Origin of the sequence: Barnesiella sp. ET7 (assembly GCF_024733785.1) — a bacterium.
GTDB lineage: Bacteria > Bacteroidota > Bacteroidia > Bacteroidales > Barnesiellaceae > Barnesiella > Barnesiella merdigallinarum.
Genome location: NZ_JANRHM010000025.1, coordinates 1 through 15,618, shown reverse-complemented (window position 1 = coordinate 15,618; position 15,618 = coordinate 1). Strand labels below are relative to the sequence as shown.

Below are 15,618 nucleotides of genomic sequence, written 5' to 3'. Positions count from 1 at the left end.
TAAATTGGCAATCCCCTTGTTACAACTTACCCCAATATCTTTATCGGGCCATTCGATAACAATAGCTCCGCAGGGGTGACCGGTCAACCGTTTCGAATAATCGAACGTACAATTGTACTCGTTCAGTCGCCTTATTATAGAAATGTGCTCCTCAATTAGATAAGATAAAACGCTTCAAATTAATATTTTAAATACCCCGGAATCTGTTTTTACAATATATATCCCAGGATTTAAATTTACTTCAAGCCTATGGCTGTCTACATAAGACTTGAATACACAGATACTGTTTATGGAATAAATCTCTACCCATTTCAAGAGCCCTGCCGGATTTTCAAGAATTATGTTATTGTCATTCTTTATTATTCGAATATCTCCATTGCTTGTGGTTCCATGAATGGCCGATTCTGTGTTCCCAAATATGACATTCTTAACGTTGGCATTATTGCCTTTCCAAATCATTTTCAAGTTTTGTACACCATTCATGCTGATGGCTGAACTGCTTATTTTATAGGTGGATAATGATCCTGTTCGTATCAAGTCTACCTTTGCAACGGGTTTCAATGCATTGAGCCCTATCGTTTTCAAGGAAGCCGAATGATTTCTCCACTTAATGAAAATATCATGATTGCCCAATAGTCCGAAGTCCATAACCTGAGAAACACCGACATATTCGTCTTCATTAGTCCTCGATATTGGAATAGAAAGGAACGGAGTTGTAGTATCCTCTACAAAGACATCAAAATAAGCATCTTGAATATCGTCCGGACAGTTGTACTCAAAAAAGAATTGATTGTAGGTCCCATAATTACCCTCCCCGAAATCTATATCCTTGATTCTTATCTTGGTTCCATCGCTGGTCTTAATAATAGATTCTGTGGTTGCATCGTATCTGGCTCCATTGGTTCCTCTGTCAACGATTGAGACCGAGTATGATTCATCACCCTTTGCCGGAATGCGTATGTCGTCCGCATAAACATCAAATGATATACGAAGCAATAAAATGACTGCTAAAATATGAATTATACTTTTCATTGTTGATTGTTCTCTATATAGTTCTTTAATGTAGCGCATAAATCCATGGGGAGCAAAAATTCAAAAGTATTCGGTTGATAACTTTCAAGTTTTTGCAGCTCTCTTATCAAACGTTGATAACCATCGGTGCCTCCATAATTTGCTGCAATAAGGTAAACGTTGTGGAATATGGGTTTGGTACCGTCCGGAGCTATTTTTATCAAATCGTTAAATACATCGCCTTCATTCCAACAGTGAGTTCCCTGTAAAACACAAACGATACCCTCTCCGTTGTTACCCATTTCATACCTTTCTTTATTATTGTCAAACCCATCAAAGACCCCTTGCAGCCCACAGGTTCTCATATACTCGCCAAATCTTTCCTTATCGGTCGTATTCCAGAGACAGGCCGTGTGAAATCCAGCCGTTTCTAACCATTTGCGATTTAGCTCCAACCATTTACCGTAATTTTCGGCATTATACTTGTCGCCATAAATGAATTGGAATCCTGACGGACCGGCCAACAGCTCATCATTCGGGGTAAGATTCTGATAGAAAAACTCCAATAATTTGGGATTCAGTTCCTGCAAAGATGAAGCCATCGTATATCCCACAGGAACCTCGCCGCGGCCTTGTGCCGACTTGAACATATTATACATTTGATTGGCATCAAATTGGATATTGTCACCGTCACTCCAAATAAGGCTTACATATATTTTACCAGGTTCTGCTTTTACAGCACGTCCTTTTCTCTGCTGAAAAGACTTGTTGGGAAAAGAGCACCAAAAACTACCATTTGCATAGTAATCGCTGACCATAAACCCGACATTATAGGGGTTGGTGGCATTATTGAGTCCGTCACCATCATCTTCGGCTCCATACCCCATGGTTGAGGCTCCGGGCTGATAATTCATTTTTTGACATATCTTTGTTATCATCTCGGACTCCTCGGGTATTGAATTTTTCAGAAAGAATACAAACCCTTTCGAAGCTGCTGCATAATCGTATATCTTCCAAGGGTTTGAAATATAATCGCTTCTTAAACCAGCCGAGAAACTTAAATATTTGTGGCAACCGTCAGCCAAATTATCAATAGCCCATTGGTATGCCTCGATTTTGTTACTCCACTTGTTTGTTATATCCTCACACTCCAAATTCAGGTTCAACTCTGTATTCAAAAATTCCTTGATTTCTGCCGTTACAGGGAGACCCTTTTGTTGAGCACAGATCATTTGGGCAATACACCAAGTCCATTCTTTTTCAGGGTCCCATAACACGAATTTGGAAAATTTATCTTTATTGTCATTTATGAGTGTGGCAAGTCCAGAGTACTTTTGGGGTGAAAAATCAGTCCACAAAAGATGCCAAGTACCTCCTTCCGGTCCATATATATCTTCAAACTGAGTTTGGTGATGATTCTCCAAGACCAGATAAACTTCAGCATTTTCCTGATTAAGAATGCCTTGTGCTACGCAAGCCGTTATCTTCCCGTAGCTGTCATCATTCCTTAAATCATATATAGAGATATCTTCGATTGGGAGATTATTGTTTTTAAAGAATAATCCACTCTGGGGTTGCAAGTCCGATTCATAAGAATCCAAATGAGGTATTTCCTGCCCTATGATGAAATCGGTTTTAGGCTTAATCAACATATTCTCGGCATAAAATTCAAAACCGTTGTCAGATGAAGGTTTCATGACATTAGCCATTTCTACGCTTACCGTATTATAGGCATTATTCCCAAAATCTATTTCACCCAAATTGACCGTAAGACCATCGCTGGCTCCTCTTATTCCTTCGTCATCAAACATGGCACTTCCTTTGGGATCAAAGACAATCGATACACTCTCGTCATTCATCGGAATTGTCAATGCTCCGTTAGTCGAAGGTACAGTAGTCTGAGCCGACAATGTCATGTAGCCCATGAGGCATAGTATATTTACAAAAATATATTTGGTTTTCATCATTCATCTATTTCTGGTATGGTTATTTCCTGGATAGAGCTAAAATTGTATCTTTTATAAGGATTGCCCGTTCTTACTCCAATCCTTACCCAATATTTACCAGGCTCCAAGTTTCGCACATTTGTTTCTCTTACTTGGAAAGGTGTGCCCGGAGTATAGTCATCACCTCTTGTAAATTCCTTTTTAGCCCGTATCGTATATTTTGTTTCTGAATTTGTGATACCAACATTGGGTGACTTGCTTGAAATAAATACCTGAGACTCGCTCAGAGAATAGATATCGGCATCAACATTTTCGGTATTTATCTCATTTTCCGTATCTTCAATTGTATACTCTATGGTCAGATTATTTTGTTTGCTCCCTGTAATCTCAATATTGTCAATCTTTACTCGAGCATACGGTATGACAGAATAGTTCAACTGGGTGAGTTTGTTTTTTTCCAATTTTACAAACTCGGGATCAGGAGCATAGAAAGCTCCCTCTTTCAACGTAATTCTATACTCTCCCGCGAATATTTTCGAGTTTTTGAATGTACCGTCGGCTTTCCCCCAGAAAAAGCGAGATTGCGTGTTTGTATGTCCGGCCTCCTCCCAGCTCAACTCGTAGTATTCTACCTTATAACTATTTGCAGCTTCCCCAAGAATTAATTCATGGGTCTTTGCATCAACCACTTGCCCCTCAATTCCCGAGTTTGGAGCTTCGTAATTATCATACTCGAAATAATCACAGGAAAAGAGTAAAAGTGCGGCAAATATTGATGATAAAAAAACTTTTTTCATGGTCCTTAATTGTAATATGGGTTTTGTATTAATAAATTGTTTTTTGCAATTTCGCTATCCGGGATTCGTTCATAATACATTTTCACATCAAATGTATAATAATATTTATTGGCCGGATTCTTTTCAAATACATATTTTTGCTGATTGATGTCAAAATACGGACACAGGCCATTATATTGTTTCGCCTCTATTTCTTTGTCGGCAATCCTCCATCTTCTCAAATCCCAGTATGTGTGATTTTCAAAGGCCAATTCAATGCGTCTTTCATGTCTCACTTTCTCGATGGTCAATTCGCCTTCCGTCAAGAGCTTTACATCGGCCCTGTCCCTGATGTCATTTATCCATCTTAAAGCATCGTCAAGATATTTCTGCAATTCAACAGCTGCTTCAATTCCATTTAACAGGACTTCGGCATATCTCATATCTATCCAATGCTGTTCGGAGTATCCTTCCAAGACCTCTGATGTAGGCATATCTTCGTTCAGATATTTTCGAATGAAGAATCCTGTCATATTACCCGAATAATTGCCACAACCACTTTTCCCGACAATATGATATTGAGTCCCGTCATTGGCGGTATAGACCGCATCTTCATAGTTGACGGCATTCTCAATTTTGCTGCCATCTTCGATGATAAGTCCCTTTTGGATAGAGCAGGGCTCACCTTTAAAAACAGCATTGGGATAAATGATCGACCCACCGAAACGAGCATCCATATCCTGGAATAATTCGGAAGGATCATCGAAATACGTATTTGCAGCTCTTGCTTCAAAATTGGCAGGTGTTCCGTCTTTATGTTCGAACATCTCTACAAACTCCAACGGAGGATTCATGTTAGAAGAGAATCCTACACCACGGTACTGATAAGGGATAAAATAGACGTCCCAGCCATGAGCATTTACATTCCTTTGAAAATATTTGACAAATATGTTCTCCGGACTATCCTCTGCCAGGAATAACTCGGCAAAGTTCTTTTCTTTATCTGCATTTTTCCGGTACAAAGAGAATTTATTGTCTTTCTCTATCTCTTTAACCGCCTCATAAGCCAGTTCAAAATAATCGTTTGCATACTCGGCAGGGATACCAACCAGCCCGTCTTTATCCACATTTCCGTATCTGGCAATACTGCCGGCATATAACATAGCTCTTGATTTCAATGCCAATGCAGCATATTTAGTCACTCTGCCCTTGCCTAATAGAGTTTCATTGTCCGGCAAACGCCAGATTGCCTCGTCCAAATCTTTGGCGATATTGTCATAGCATGTTTTCTCGCTGTCCCGCGGAACTTTCAGGCTTTCAAAATCGCTGGTATATTTTTGAGGCTCTTTCAAGTACGGTACGCCACCATACCTTTTAACCATTGCAAAATAGCAATACGCTCTCATAAAATAGGCTTCTCCCAGCCAGGCTTCTGCAAACTCCTGGGAAAAATTATCACTGTATTTGGGAAATTCGGTAATAAAATAATTTATTCTTCTTATTTTCCCATAATCCCAACAACCCCACCAGGTTCCGTCACCGATTGAAGAGATGTCATCTGTTGTATGGCACATGGCTTCACCGCAAACATTCGGGAGTCGGCCCTGGCCTTTTCCCGTTACGTTAAATCCTTGCTGTGAAAACCGGAAATCTTCAATAGGCAAATCGTAATACAAGGTGGTCAAATAAGATTTGATACCCGATTCCGATTTAAATATAGCCTCATCTTGCATGATATTTATAGGAGGGACATCCAAGTAGTCGCAAGAATGAAAGGAATTGACTAAAACTGCTGCTATAATTAATTTGTAGAATTTCATAAGAGAATTTTTTAGAATGTAATATTGACTCCAAAGTTAAAGTTTCTCATGATGGGATATAAATACCCATAACTGCCTTCGGGATGTTCCGGATCGACAAAATCCAAATTGGACAACGTAAAAAGATTATAGCCATTTGCGAAAAATCTCAGTCTTTCAACCTTGAATTTTTGAGTAAAACTACCAGGTAGCGTATAACCTATTTCTACACTTTTCAGACGTAGATATGAGGCATCATAAGTAGTTTGTTTGCATCTAGCATAGTTTATGCTATATGACCCCGCATCTCGAGTCGTCGGCCATTTGCCCGGAATCCAGTTCCCATTGTCATCTTGTCTGTATCTGTCATAAAATGTAGCCAATCCATTACCACTGAAACAAAGAGGATATTGCAACTGCTCAAAATAGATAACATTGAATCCGGCTCCACCCTGGAACAACAAGTTGAAATCCAACCCATTCCAATCACCTGCGATTGTCGCACCAAATGTCATTTTGGGATTTCCGTTATCATTGGTATGCTCATAAGTATTGGGATAAACGTCATTATCATCAATAATACCATCTTCATTCCAGTCTTCATATTTCCAGTCGCCAGGGAGTTGGGTAGCCCCTCCTTGTCCGTCCTGTATCGGAGAATTCCAAATATCTTCCATTGAGGTAAACTGACCGGCCGAACCATATGCCCAACCCATGTCGGTATATCGGTTGGAATATTTATTTCTCCATCGGTCATAAGAGTTGACAGCATCTCCCTCTTGTATATATCTGTTCATTCTTCTTGTTAATGCAAAGTTCAAAGAAACCGAATAGTTGAACTTGTCGATTCTATTTCTATGGCCTATGACAATCTCAAAACCTTTGTACAAATCTTCATTCAGGTTTTCTTCCGGCAATTCTGCTCCAATTGTACCCGGGACTTCGCCGCTTCTTTTGCCCAACAGTCCATCTCGGTATCTCCAAAAGAAATCTATTTGTCCAAACAGCAGGCCATTCCAGAAATCCCAATCTCCACCAACGTTTAATGTTTTCGAGGTGTACCATGTAAGCAGCTCATTGGGCAATGCTCTGAACCCAAGCCCTTTATAGACCTCATCGCCAAATACATAACTGGCTCCCGGATAATCATATCCAGCCAAATATTGATAAGAAGAAGACCCGTCATCTCCCATAACCCCGTATGAAGCTCTTATTTTGAAATTTGAGATGAATGACAGGGGTTCAAAGTCTTTTATGAAACTCTCCTCTGATATTCTATATCCTACTGAAACCGAAGGGAAGAATCCCCATCTGTGATTTTTGGCAAACTTGGACGAGCCGTCATACCTAAAACTTGCTTCCGCAATATACTTTGACCTATAATCATAATTGACACGTCCCACAAAGCCCATATTGGTGATTCTGTATATGTTACTTGCATCGGAGGTGCCTATTTGGTCTTCTTCAGAGCCGGCAAACAACTCGTCAACGGCATCCATCTCAAACTCTCTTTTAGCCCAAAAGTTATCTTCCGCTTTGGAACTTTGTTCATATAGCGCCAATACTTTCAGGTTGTGGCTGTCGTTAAATTGCTTATCATAATTAATCGAAAATTGGAGCTGATTTTGAGTAGCTTCCCAAATTCTTCTTTTAATGCTCGATGGCCCATTATAGGATTGGGGATTATATACATCTAGTTTGGAATCATATTTGTATAATGTATATTCTTTCTGAAACTCCTTCGAAAGACTGTTCTTATAGTCGAATCCATATAACAGCTTGGCCGAAAGCCCCTTTACATAGGGGATATTATAGGTCAAGGAAAATGTCGTATTTAAAGTTCTGTTTTTATATTGCTTGTATCCGCTCTTGTCTGCATCTGTAATCATGAGCGGATTGAGGCCATACAGAACATCGTTGGGAAAATTTGTGTTGTTGTTGGCATAGGGCAGTTCTGTCGGTTTCAAAGCCCATATCGCCTTGAATTGTTCCCAAGTATCTTTATACGGTCTGTTCTGCTCATCGGTTAGAAGGCTGATTAACATTTCGGCTTTCAAATTATCGGTTATATCAAAGCCCAGATTGGACCGTATATTATAACGTTTATAATTCAAATCTCCGGTTTTCCAAACGCCATCTTCTCCATAATAACCAAAAGAGAGAAAATATTGAGTCCTCTTATTCCGTCCACTGGCTGTCACATTATGGTGGGTTTGAGGTACAAACGATTTCATGGCCAAGTCATACCAATCTGTACCACCTTCTGCTCTAAACCGTTCCAGATCTTCCAATGTATAAGTCGAGTTTATCCCTCTACCCATATTTTTATCGGCTTCCCTGACCAGTTCGGCAAATTGACCGGCGTTAAGGACATCGGGAAGTCCTGATGGATTTTGGAAGCCAATGCTCCCAGTATAGTCGATTCTTGTCTTGTCGTCTTCTCCTCTTTTTGTCGTAACAAGGATTACTCCATTGGACGCTCTCATACCGTATATGGCAGCCGACGCATCTTTCAGTACAGAGACGCTTTCTATTTCATTCGCTTCGAGTCTTTGAAAATCAGAGACCTCTCTTACAATACCATCAATGACAATCAAAGGTGAGCCTAATCCTCTTATATCCATTTTTACGTCATAACTTCCAGGCTCACCTGTGCGTTGCTGGATTCTGACCCCGGGGATTTTTCCGGCTAACATGTTTTGCACATTTGAAGAGGGTGTGACCAACAACTCTTTGGAGTTTAACGAACTGACAGCACCTGTTAAGGTGACCTTTTTTTGTGTACCATAACCGACAACTACAACTTCATCAATCAGTTGTGATTCTTCATTCATGGTAACATTTATTTTCCTTTTTCCATTTACAGAAATTTTCCGCTCCTGGAATCCTACCAAAGAAAATTGCAATATCGATTTATCATCATCTACTTTGATTTTGTAATTCCCATCCATATCGGTGATGGTTCCACGGGCGCTATTCTCTATTATTACATTTACCCCGGGTAAAGGTTCTCCATTAATATCGGTTACGGTTCCCGAGACCTCAATATTACTATTAGATTGAGCGATAGCCGAGGGAATATTGCATAACAATATAATAAAGAATATAGTAAGACTCAGAAAAACTTTTCCTATTCTTATTATTTGTCGTATATTGTTGTTTCTCATATTTTTCTTGGTATAAGTTTTAAGTTTGGGGGAATACCATAAACATGGCATTCTCCGAACTTGTTATTTTATAACTTTGTAAACCTCTCTGCTGTTAGAGTTTGTGATGCTGACAATATAAATATTATGGTTATCCAATGTGAATTCACACTGTTCAGCAGCATTCGTATCGACAAGTTTACACCCGGCGATAGAGTAAATGGCGATATGTTCATTGCCTTCCAAATTCTCTATTTTAATTCCAGAATCCGTAGTGTAAATCTTGTAAGAATTGTATTCAAGGCCTTTGACAGCAGCACCAGTTCCTTCCTGCCATTTGAAAACAGGATATTGCGAAATGGAGGAATCCAATTTCCAAACTTCATCAAAATCGAAATATAGATAGTCCTGATAAAAATCGGCGGTCAAATCGGTTACCGTTTCACCATTATCTGATGACAGGCCTGTATTTTCTACAACTTCATTACCATTGATCTTCACCGATGAATGGGCATAGTTATCGCTAACATCTCCCCCATTTCTTTTTCCTACTATACGGTGCGAGACTTCCACTTCTCCAATAATATCAGGATTCAAGGCCAAACAATTGACAACCGTTGCCCCATCGCAACTACCTATTATGCCACCAATATTTGTTTTTCCTTTTACCGTAGATGTAGAATAACAGTTCATGATGGTTGCATTTCCCGAAGAAACGATTCCACCGACTGCATCACCCGTCCATTCTGCTCCCTCCTCGTGAGGCGATTCTGCTTCAATGGTACAATCCTGCGTATAACAGTTGATAATGGTAGTCGTTCCGGCGCTGGGCCCGGTTATGCCACCGGCATTTGACCCGGTTTGTATATTTGAGCAGGTACTATTGATTACTCCGATTTGTTCATATGAAGCATTTCTGGTTTGACCGGAAACAATTCCTAAACGGCCACCTCCGATAACGGTTATGTTATCAAAGATTACATTTTTTATCGTACCTCCGTCTACTACTCCAAAAACACTCATATCATGGGCACCGATATCATCGCCATGTTTTGCGAGAAGATTTGAAATCGTAAAACCATTCCCATCAAAAGTACCGGAGAATCTTTGAGCATCGCCGTCACCTGCTCCCCACTCTCCAAGGGGCCACCAGCCTCCCTCTTTTTCGTAATTCTCGAAATCCAAGTTGGCATTTAATTTGAAATATGCGCTACGATTTTCTCTTATCGCATCAAATTGTGCGGGCGTCTCGATGATATACGGATCGCTCTTTGTACCCGATCCTCCGGCATACAAGTTTTCCTGCGCGTATAAACTGGACGTCAAAACAATACTGCTACATATTGTAGCCAAACCTTTGTAGAATAAATTTTTCATGATAATTAATTTTAATTGTTAATATTGGGTTTCAGGTGAAAAAAGTGTTTTATTCGGTTTCTCTCCCATTTCAAAAGTGAGTTCTCCTCCATGCATAATGTCGGCGTGATTAATATAGAATTTATTATAGTTTTTCCCATTGAGTTTTACAGACTGGATATATTTATTCTTCATGCTATTATTCAGGACTGTAATCGTAAATGTCTTATCCGAATCCAACTTAATCGTCGCCTTATCTATAATTGGCCTACCAAAAACATATTTACCGTCAGAAGGATTTACCGGATAGAATCCCAACGCAGAGAAAACATACCAGGCCGACATTTGACCACAGTCTTCATTCCCTTGCAATCCATCGGGGGCATTCTTATATAAATTGTGTAAGATATAATCTATCTTTTCTGCGGTTTTCCACTGCTCACCGGCAAATGCATATAAATAGGCGATGTGGTGACTGGGCTCATTCCCGTGGGCATATTGTCCGATTAACCCGGAAATATCGGGCGATGCATTCTCGCCCAAATCGCTATCCAATATGAACAAACTGTCCAGTTTTGAGATAAAACCTTCCCGGCCTCCCATCAAAGAGATTAACCCATCAACATCGTGAGGGACCAACCATAGATATTGCCATGCGTTTCCTTCACAATATGCATCATTTCTATGTGTTGAATTAACGGGATCAAAGTTCGCTTCCCAGCTCCCATCAATCCTCCGTCCCCTAAAAAATTTAGAGCCATTGTCCCAATAATTCACATAGCCTTTCGCTCTGTTATTGAAGTATTCATAATCATCTGCCTTGCCCAATTTTTTTGAGACCTGAGATATACCCCAATCAGCAATCGCATATTCCAATCCTTTTGCAACCGATTCTATTTCCTTATCGGCAGGAATGTATCCAAGTTCTTTCAGCCATTGCAAGCCTTTGTAATCCGACAACATGGATTCTTTCATCGCTTTGTATGCCTCCTCATGATCGAATCCCTCGAAGCCTTTCAAAATGGCATCTGCTATTACGGGAACAGATTGGATACCAATCATCTCGTTCGTGTCGGAGCCATATAAATGCCACACCGGCAATCGGCCTTGTTGCTCATAAATCTTTAACATCGAATTAATAAAGTCGGGGACACGTTCTTGCTGTAATATCGTGTACAATGGGTGAGCCGCACGATAGGTATCCCACAAGGAGAATACGGTATAATTCGTAAAATCCGAATTATAGACTTTCTTATCCGTACCCCGATAATCATTATTACAGTCATTAAAAATTATCGGCTGGAGAAACGCATGGTATAACGACGTATAGAATATGGTTTTTATATTATCATCAGGCGTTTCTATCTTAACCTTTGACAACTCTTCATTCCACCTTTCGCGGTTTTCACTTACAGTTCGTTCAAAATTCCAATGCGGTATTTCCTGATTGATATTCCTGTAAGCATTTTCCATGCTTACAGGAGATATACCAACCTTAATCGATATATCGGTCGTTTCTTGTTGAAGCGACACATTTCCCTTTACATATTTGTTTTTTAATGACTTGCCTTCTACAAAACAGGTATCATCATATAACTTAATCCCTACGGGTTCAGAGAATATGGCTGTAAAATAGATCTGTTGTGCTTTTGCCCACCCGGTTGAGAACCTATATCCTCTGACAACTGTATCATTGACCTGTTCCAGAAAAGATTCGGTTACTCTATCATCTCCGTTCGCATCTTTTAAATTTATCATTATAAACTTATTCTGCGAATCGGCCGGGAATTTGTATTTGTGGAATGCGACACGATCAGACGATGTCAACTCTACATCTATCCCATAGGTCTCCAACAAAACTTTATATCTGGAAACATCACTCTGCTCATGCCCCTTTGAATACAAAGAGGCATAACCATCGGTTATATCGTCTTGCTGCCCGAGTTGTGTTTTTTCAACCCCGGTATAGGGCATGAAAATTATATCTCCGGTATCGCTACACCCCGTCCCATTCAAATGCAAATGAGAAAAGCCTACCAGTATACTGTCGGAGAAATGATACCCCGAACACCAATCCCATCCTTTGTTAAAATTGTTAGGACCTACTTGTATACCTCCAAATGGAGTAGACACTCCCAAGAATGTATGTCCGTGCCCACCCGTTCCGATAAATGTGTTTACATAATCAGATTCTTGGTTTGTGGACGAACAGCCCGTGATTAAAATAGCAAGCGTTAAATAAGCAAGTATTCGCATTTAAATTAAGTTTTTGTTCATGGTATGGATTCTGTTTTCATCGCAAATGTATTTGTATATCATTAACGGAGTCATTAATTAATCATTAATAAAGTTGCAAATGTTATATCACAGGAATATAATTTTCCCAATTATCATTAATAAAATATTAAAATTAGGTTTTGAATTCAGGGAGTTATGATTATTATGCTTTTAAGCATTTATATTGTGTTTGTTTTGTGAAACATATCAAGAACTATTATCTTTGTCTATCAATGATTGCTGACATGAGAAAATTATTAACATATATAGTTTTTGTCTTGTATTCATCTTTTGCATGTTTAGGAGCAGTTTCTTCTGGCCTGTTCTTTCATTCCCATGCAAAAGCCAAAGAAGATAGAACGAGCTTTTATATAGAGCCCGATGTTAATCTGAAGCGAGGCTTTTTTGTAGAGTTCGATTTGAGTCTAAGATTGGAAAAATATAATTACGGATATGTTTTCAGGATTGTCATAGACGATAAAAAAAGCATCGACTTAATCGCCAATTTTTCAGAAAAATCCAGGAGCTTGACCTTAATAGAAGGTGAGCATCTGTATTTGGATTTTCCAAATGGGTTGTTGGGAAAATACAAATGGGGTGAATGGGCGAATGTCTCTTTGTCGGTCAACAGGGATAGTGTCTCTATCACCTTCGACAATATTAAAATATCGGAACCTTATAACCTAAATTCATTGGCCTTTGATAATATAAAGTTATATTTCGGAGGCGCTACACACCCTTTATTCTACTCTTCCGATATTCCCCCCATGTCTATCAGGAATCTCAAATTATCGGACTATAATCATCATGTTCTTTACCACTGGCTGTTCAGAGAGCACTGCAATGACATCTGTTTTGACAGTATAAAAAAATATCCGTTGCAAGTCAGTAATCCAGAGTGGATAATCGATCAGCACACCAAGTGGACCAAGGAACTAACGCTAAAACTGCCGGCAAATTCTCAAGCCTGTAATGCTGAGAATCACAACAGTTTGTATTTTGCAAACAACGGCATTATTCTAAAATATATTCTGAATGAGAATAAGGTAGATACGATTGTTACCCAAGGAGGTCCTTTTTTAGAAGAAAACAATCAGTTGATTTATGTTCCCTATTTTAATGAATTGTGGTCCTATGATTTTAATGATGGCAAAACAAAGTCGATATTTAATTTCGCAACCAAGGAGTGGACCGAAAATGATTTGGAGATAAAAAATCCCCAATATTCACAACACAATGCGTTCCTCTCTAATTATGATTCATGCCTATATATTTTTGGTGGGTATGGTGATTACACATATAAGAATAAAATATTAAAGACGAGCCGCAATAACAATTTCTGGCAAGAGGTAAAATACACGGATAAAATTCCACCCAGATACTTAGGCGCCATGGGATATAAATCCAAAGACACACTGTTAATCTTTGGCGGTTGTGGAAATCCCAAGGGAAAACAAGAATTTGGTGTAACCAATTACTACGATCTATATTCCCTAGATGTAAAAAATCTAACAGTAAAGAAACTGTGGGAAAACAAATCATTAGAAAAGGAAGGCTTTGTAGTGGGGAATAACATCGTTGTAGATAAGGATATATTTTATGCCTTGTGCTATCCGAGTTCGATGTCGAATACACATATTCTATTAAAAGCTTTCTTTGTCAACGACAGTCTGATACACAGAAATTATGCCGACACAATTCCTTATGTATTCAATGATGTCCATTCCAGTTGCAACTTGTATTACAACCCCACCATGTCCAAGTTGTATGCCGTTACGAAGAACGAAGATGGCGGCAATTCCATATTTAACATATACTCTTTACGTTATCCCCCATTGACTATCGTGGACACACAACAGCCCGAGGAATATAAATCAGAAGCTATACCCCTTATTGTCATTACGTTTGCAATTCTTCTACTGCTAATCATATTTCTATACTTGTACCTTTTGAAGAGACATCTGGTTAAGCCCAAATCGGCGACCGAGTCTAACCGTATTCCTGAAAATATAACCAACAATGAAGTTTTTGTTCAACCCAAAAAGTCGGCAATATTCTTTCTCAACGGATTTCAAGTTTGGGATAAAGAGGGAAATGACATTACCAAACTCTTCACGCCGGTATTGAAACAGCTGTTAATCATAATCACAATTTATAGCAGGGATAATCAAAAAGGCATTTCAAACATAACTTTACGAGAAACCTTCTGGAGCGACAAAAGCGATGAGAGCGCTCAAAACAACCGGCGGGTAAATATTCGCAAACTGAAAGTCCTGTTGGAAAAATTAGATGGCATAGACCTTGTTAAAGAGAACATCTACTGGTTTTTAAAATTTAATGGCGCTTACTGTGATTATCTGGAAATATACAAATTTATCAGAAAGGTCGAGACCAATGTCCATTTCGACAGCAGCAACTGTCACGAAATCCCCTTCCAGCTATTATCTTACCCCTTATTGCCCTATGTCCAATGCGATTGGCTTGATCCCATAAAAGCAGACTATTCAAATGTAATCTTGGACACCTCGATACTTTTGTCCAAGCAGGAAGGCATTAAGAATAATAACGACATCTTGATTCAAATAGCAAATGTCATGTTTGCTCATGATAAAATTGACGAGTATGCCCTCATCATGAAATGTCAGGCATTGCACAGAAACGGAAGAACCAGTCTGGCAAAAAACGAATACGATTCATTCTGTGATGAGTATAAGGAAGTCTTGAACATCGAATACAATAAATCCTTTAACGACATAATTAACAGTCCATTAAAAGAAACATAGAGCCACCCCTTGTCAGAACGCCTCTCTTTACCAAATAAAATGAATTAAATTGAGTTGCACGGTTCCGACTTGGGGATAGCCCCCATCATACAGTTAGTTCCAGGGTCTTCAAAATCCAAGCCCTGTTGCACCCCAGGAATACGCACACCGATGCTTCTCCGTTTTTCAGCAGCTTGGTCTTCTTCAAGAAGAAAAGCACATTGAATGAACTTCTTTTCATTTTTCCTACAGTTTTTAGTTTGTACAAAAGTAGGAAACCGAGCCCGTTTTCTTGCTATGCAAAATATTGACAATCAGTGAAAAAGAGCCTAATTCGGTGGAGATTTCTGCTCCACCTTTTATCTCCACCTTTTGCTCCACCTCGAACGGTAATATTTTGCCGTTTTTTGCGTGCTTGGGGAAAACAAAAAATCCCGATTTCGCTTGGAAATCAGGATTTTACTGTCTTTTGCTTTTCTTCAAAGTGGTGCCACCAGGGATTGATGTATCCTTGTAAGCACTTGTATCTCAACGCTTTGCCTTTT

At 39.3% G+C, this 15,618-nt stretch carries 9 protein-coding genes; 1 reads left to right on the top strand and 8 read right to left on the bottom strand.

Going from position 1 to position 15,618, the window contains the following annotated elements; all coding sequences use genetic code 11:
* Positions 1–174: 174 nt before the first annotated feature.
* The 7 genes from NW211_RS12825 to NW211_RS12795 form a co-directional block, all read right to left on the bottom strand.
* Complete coding sequence (locus NW211_RS12825) at positions 175–1,032, bottom strand: hypothetical protein (RefSeq protein ID WP_258328104.1); 858 nt, start codon at positions 1,030–1,032, stop codon at positions 175–177.
* Complete coding sequence (locus tag NW211_RS12820) at positions 1,029–2,978, bottom strand: GxGYxYP domain-containing protein (RefSeq protein ID WP_258328103.1); 1,950 nt, start codon at positions 2,976–2,978, stop codon at positions 1,029–1,031. The genes NW211_RS12825 and NW211_RS12820 overlap by 4 nt, the downstream gene beginning before the upstream one ends.
* Positions 2,975–3,754 (bottom strand): DUF3823 domain-containing protein, encoded by a 780-nt coding sequence (locus tag NW211_RS12815; RefSeq protein ID WP_258328102.1) that lies wholly within the window; start codon positions 3,752–3,754, stop codon positions 2,975–2,977. The genes NW211_RS12820 and NW211_RS12815 overlap by 4 nt, the downstream gene beginning before the upstream one ends.
* A 5-nt stretch (positions 3,755–3,759) precedes the next feature.
* Positions 3,760–5,553 carry a RagB/SusD family nutrient uptake outer membrane protein gene (locus NW211_RS12810; protein ID WP_258328101.1) on the bottom strand — a complete coding sequence of 598 codons (1,794 nt, stop codon included), beginning with the start codon at positions 5,551–5,553 and terminating at the stop codon, positions 3,760–3,762.
* 11 nt (positions 5,554–5,564) lie between these two features.
* On the bottom strand, positions 5,565–8,699 hold the full coding sequence (locus tag NW211_RS12805; RefSeq protein ID WP_258328100.1) for a TonB-dependent receptor: 3,135 nt from the start codon (positions 8,697–8,699) through the stop codon (positions 5,565–5,567).
* Between the two features lie 63 nt (positions 8,700–8,762).
* Positions 8,763–10,055 carry a T9SS C-terminal target domain-containing protein gene (locus NW211_RS12800; RefSeq protein ID WP_258328099.1) on the bottom strand — a complete coding sequence of 431 codons (1,293 nt, stop codon included), beginning with the start codon at positions 10,053–10,055 and terminating at the stop codon, positions 8,763–8,765.
* Between the two features lie 18 nt (positions 10,056–10,073).
* The gene (locus tag NW211_RS12795) at positions 10,074–12,290 is read right to left on the bottom strand and encodes a GH92 family glycosyl hydrolase (RefSeq protein ID WP_258328098.1); all 2,217 of its coding nucleotides are present in this window, start codon (positions 12,288–12,290) and stop codon (positions 10,074–10,076) included.
* Positions 12,291–12,556: 266 nt separating this feature from the next.
* On the opposite strand from NW211_RS12795, the gene NW211_RS12790 reads away from it, so the two are divergent.
* The gene (locus NW211_RS12790) at positions 12,557–15,094 is read left to right on the top strand and encodes a kelch repeat-containing protein (protein ID WP_258328097.1); all 2,538 of its coding nucleotides are present in this window, start codon (positions 12,557–12,559) and stop codon (positions 15,092–15,094) included.
* An 85-nt stretch (positions 15,095–15,179) separates the two neighbouring features.
* On the opposite strand, the gene NW211_RS12785 is transcribed toward NW211_RS12790, so the two are convergent.
* The gene (locus NW211_RS12785; RefSeq protein WP_258328096.1) at positions 15,180–15,314 is read right to left on the bottom strand and encodes a hypothetical protein; all 135 of its coding nucleotides are present in this window, start codon (positions 15,312–15,314) and stop codon (positions 15,180–15,182) included.
* Positions 15,315–15,618 lie beyond the last annotated feature (304 nt).

Excerpts from the sequence above, each read along its gene's own strand:
- NW211_RS12820 (WP_258328103.1), bottom strand. The coding sequence starts at position 2,978 with ATGATGAAAACCAAATATATTTTTGTAAATATACTATGCCTCATGGGC.
- NW211_RS12810 (WP_258328101.1), bottom strand. The coding sequence starts at position 5,553 with ATGAAATTCTACAAATTAATTATAGCAGCAGTTTTAGTCAATTCCTTT.
- NW211_RS12795 (WP_258328098.1), bottom strand. The coding sequence starts at position 12,290 with ATGCGAATACTTGCTTATTTAACGCTTGCTATTTTAATCACGGGCTGT.
- NW211_RS12790 (WP_258328097.1), top strand. The coding sequence starts at position 12,557 with ATGAGAAAATTATTAACATATATAGTTTTTGTCTTGTATTCATCTTTT.
- NW211_RS12800 (WP_258328099.1), bottom strand. The coding sequence starts at position 10,055 with ATGAAAAATTTATTCTACAAAGGTTTGGCTACAATATGTAGCAGTATT.
- NW211_RS12825 (WP_258328104.1), bottom strand. The coding sequence starts at position 1,032 with ATGAAAAGTATAATTCATATTTTAGCAGTCATTTTATTGCTTCGTATA.
- NW211_RS12805 (WP_258328100.1), bottom strand. The coding sequence starts at position 8,699 with ATGAGAAACAACAATATACGACAAATAATAAGAATAGGAAAAGTTTTT.
- NW211_RS12785 (WP_258328096.1), bottom strand. The coding sequence starts at position 15,314 with ATGAAAAGAAGTTCATTCAATGTGCTTTTCTTCTTGAAGAAGACCAAG.
- NW211_RS12815 (WP_258328102.1), bottom strand. The coding sequence starts at position 3,754 with ATGAAAAAAGTTTTTTTATCATCAATATTTGCCGCACTTTTACTCTTT.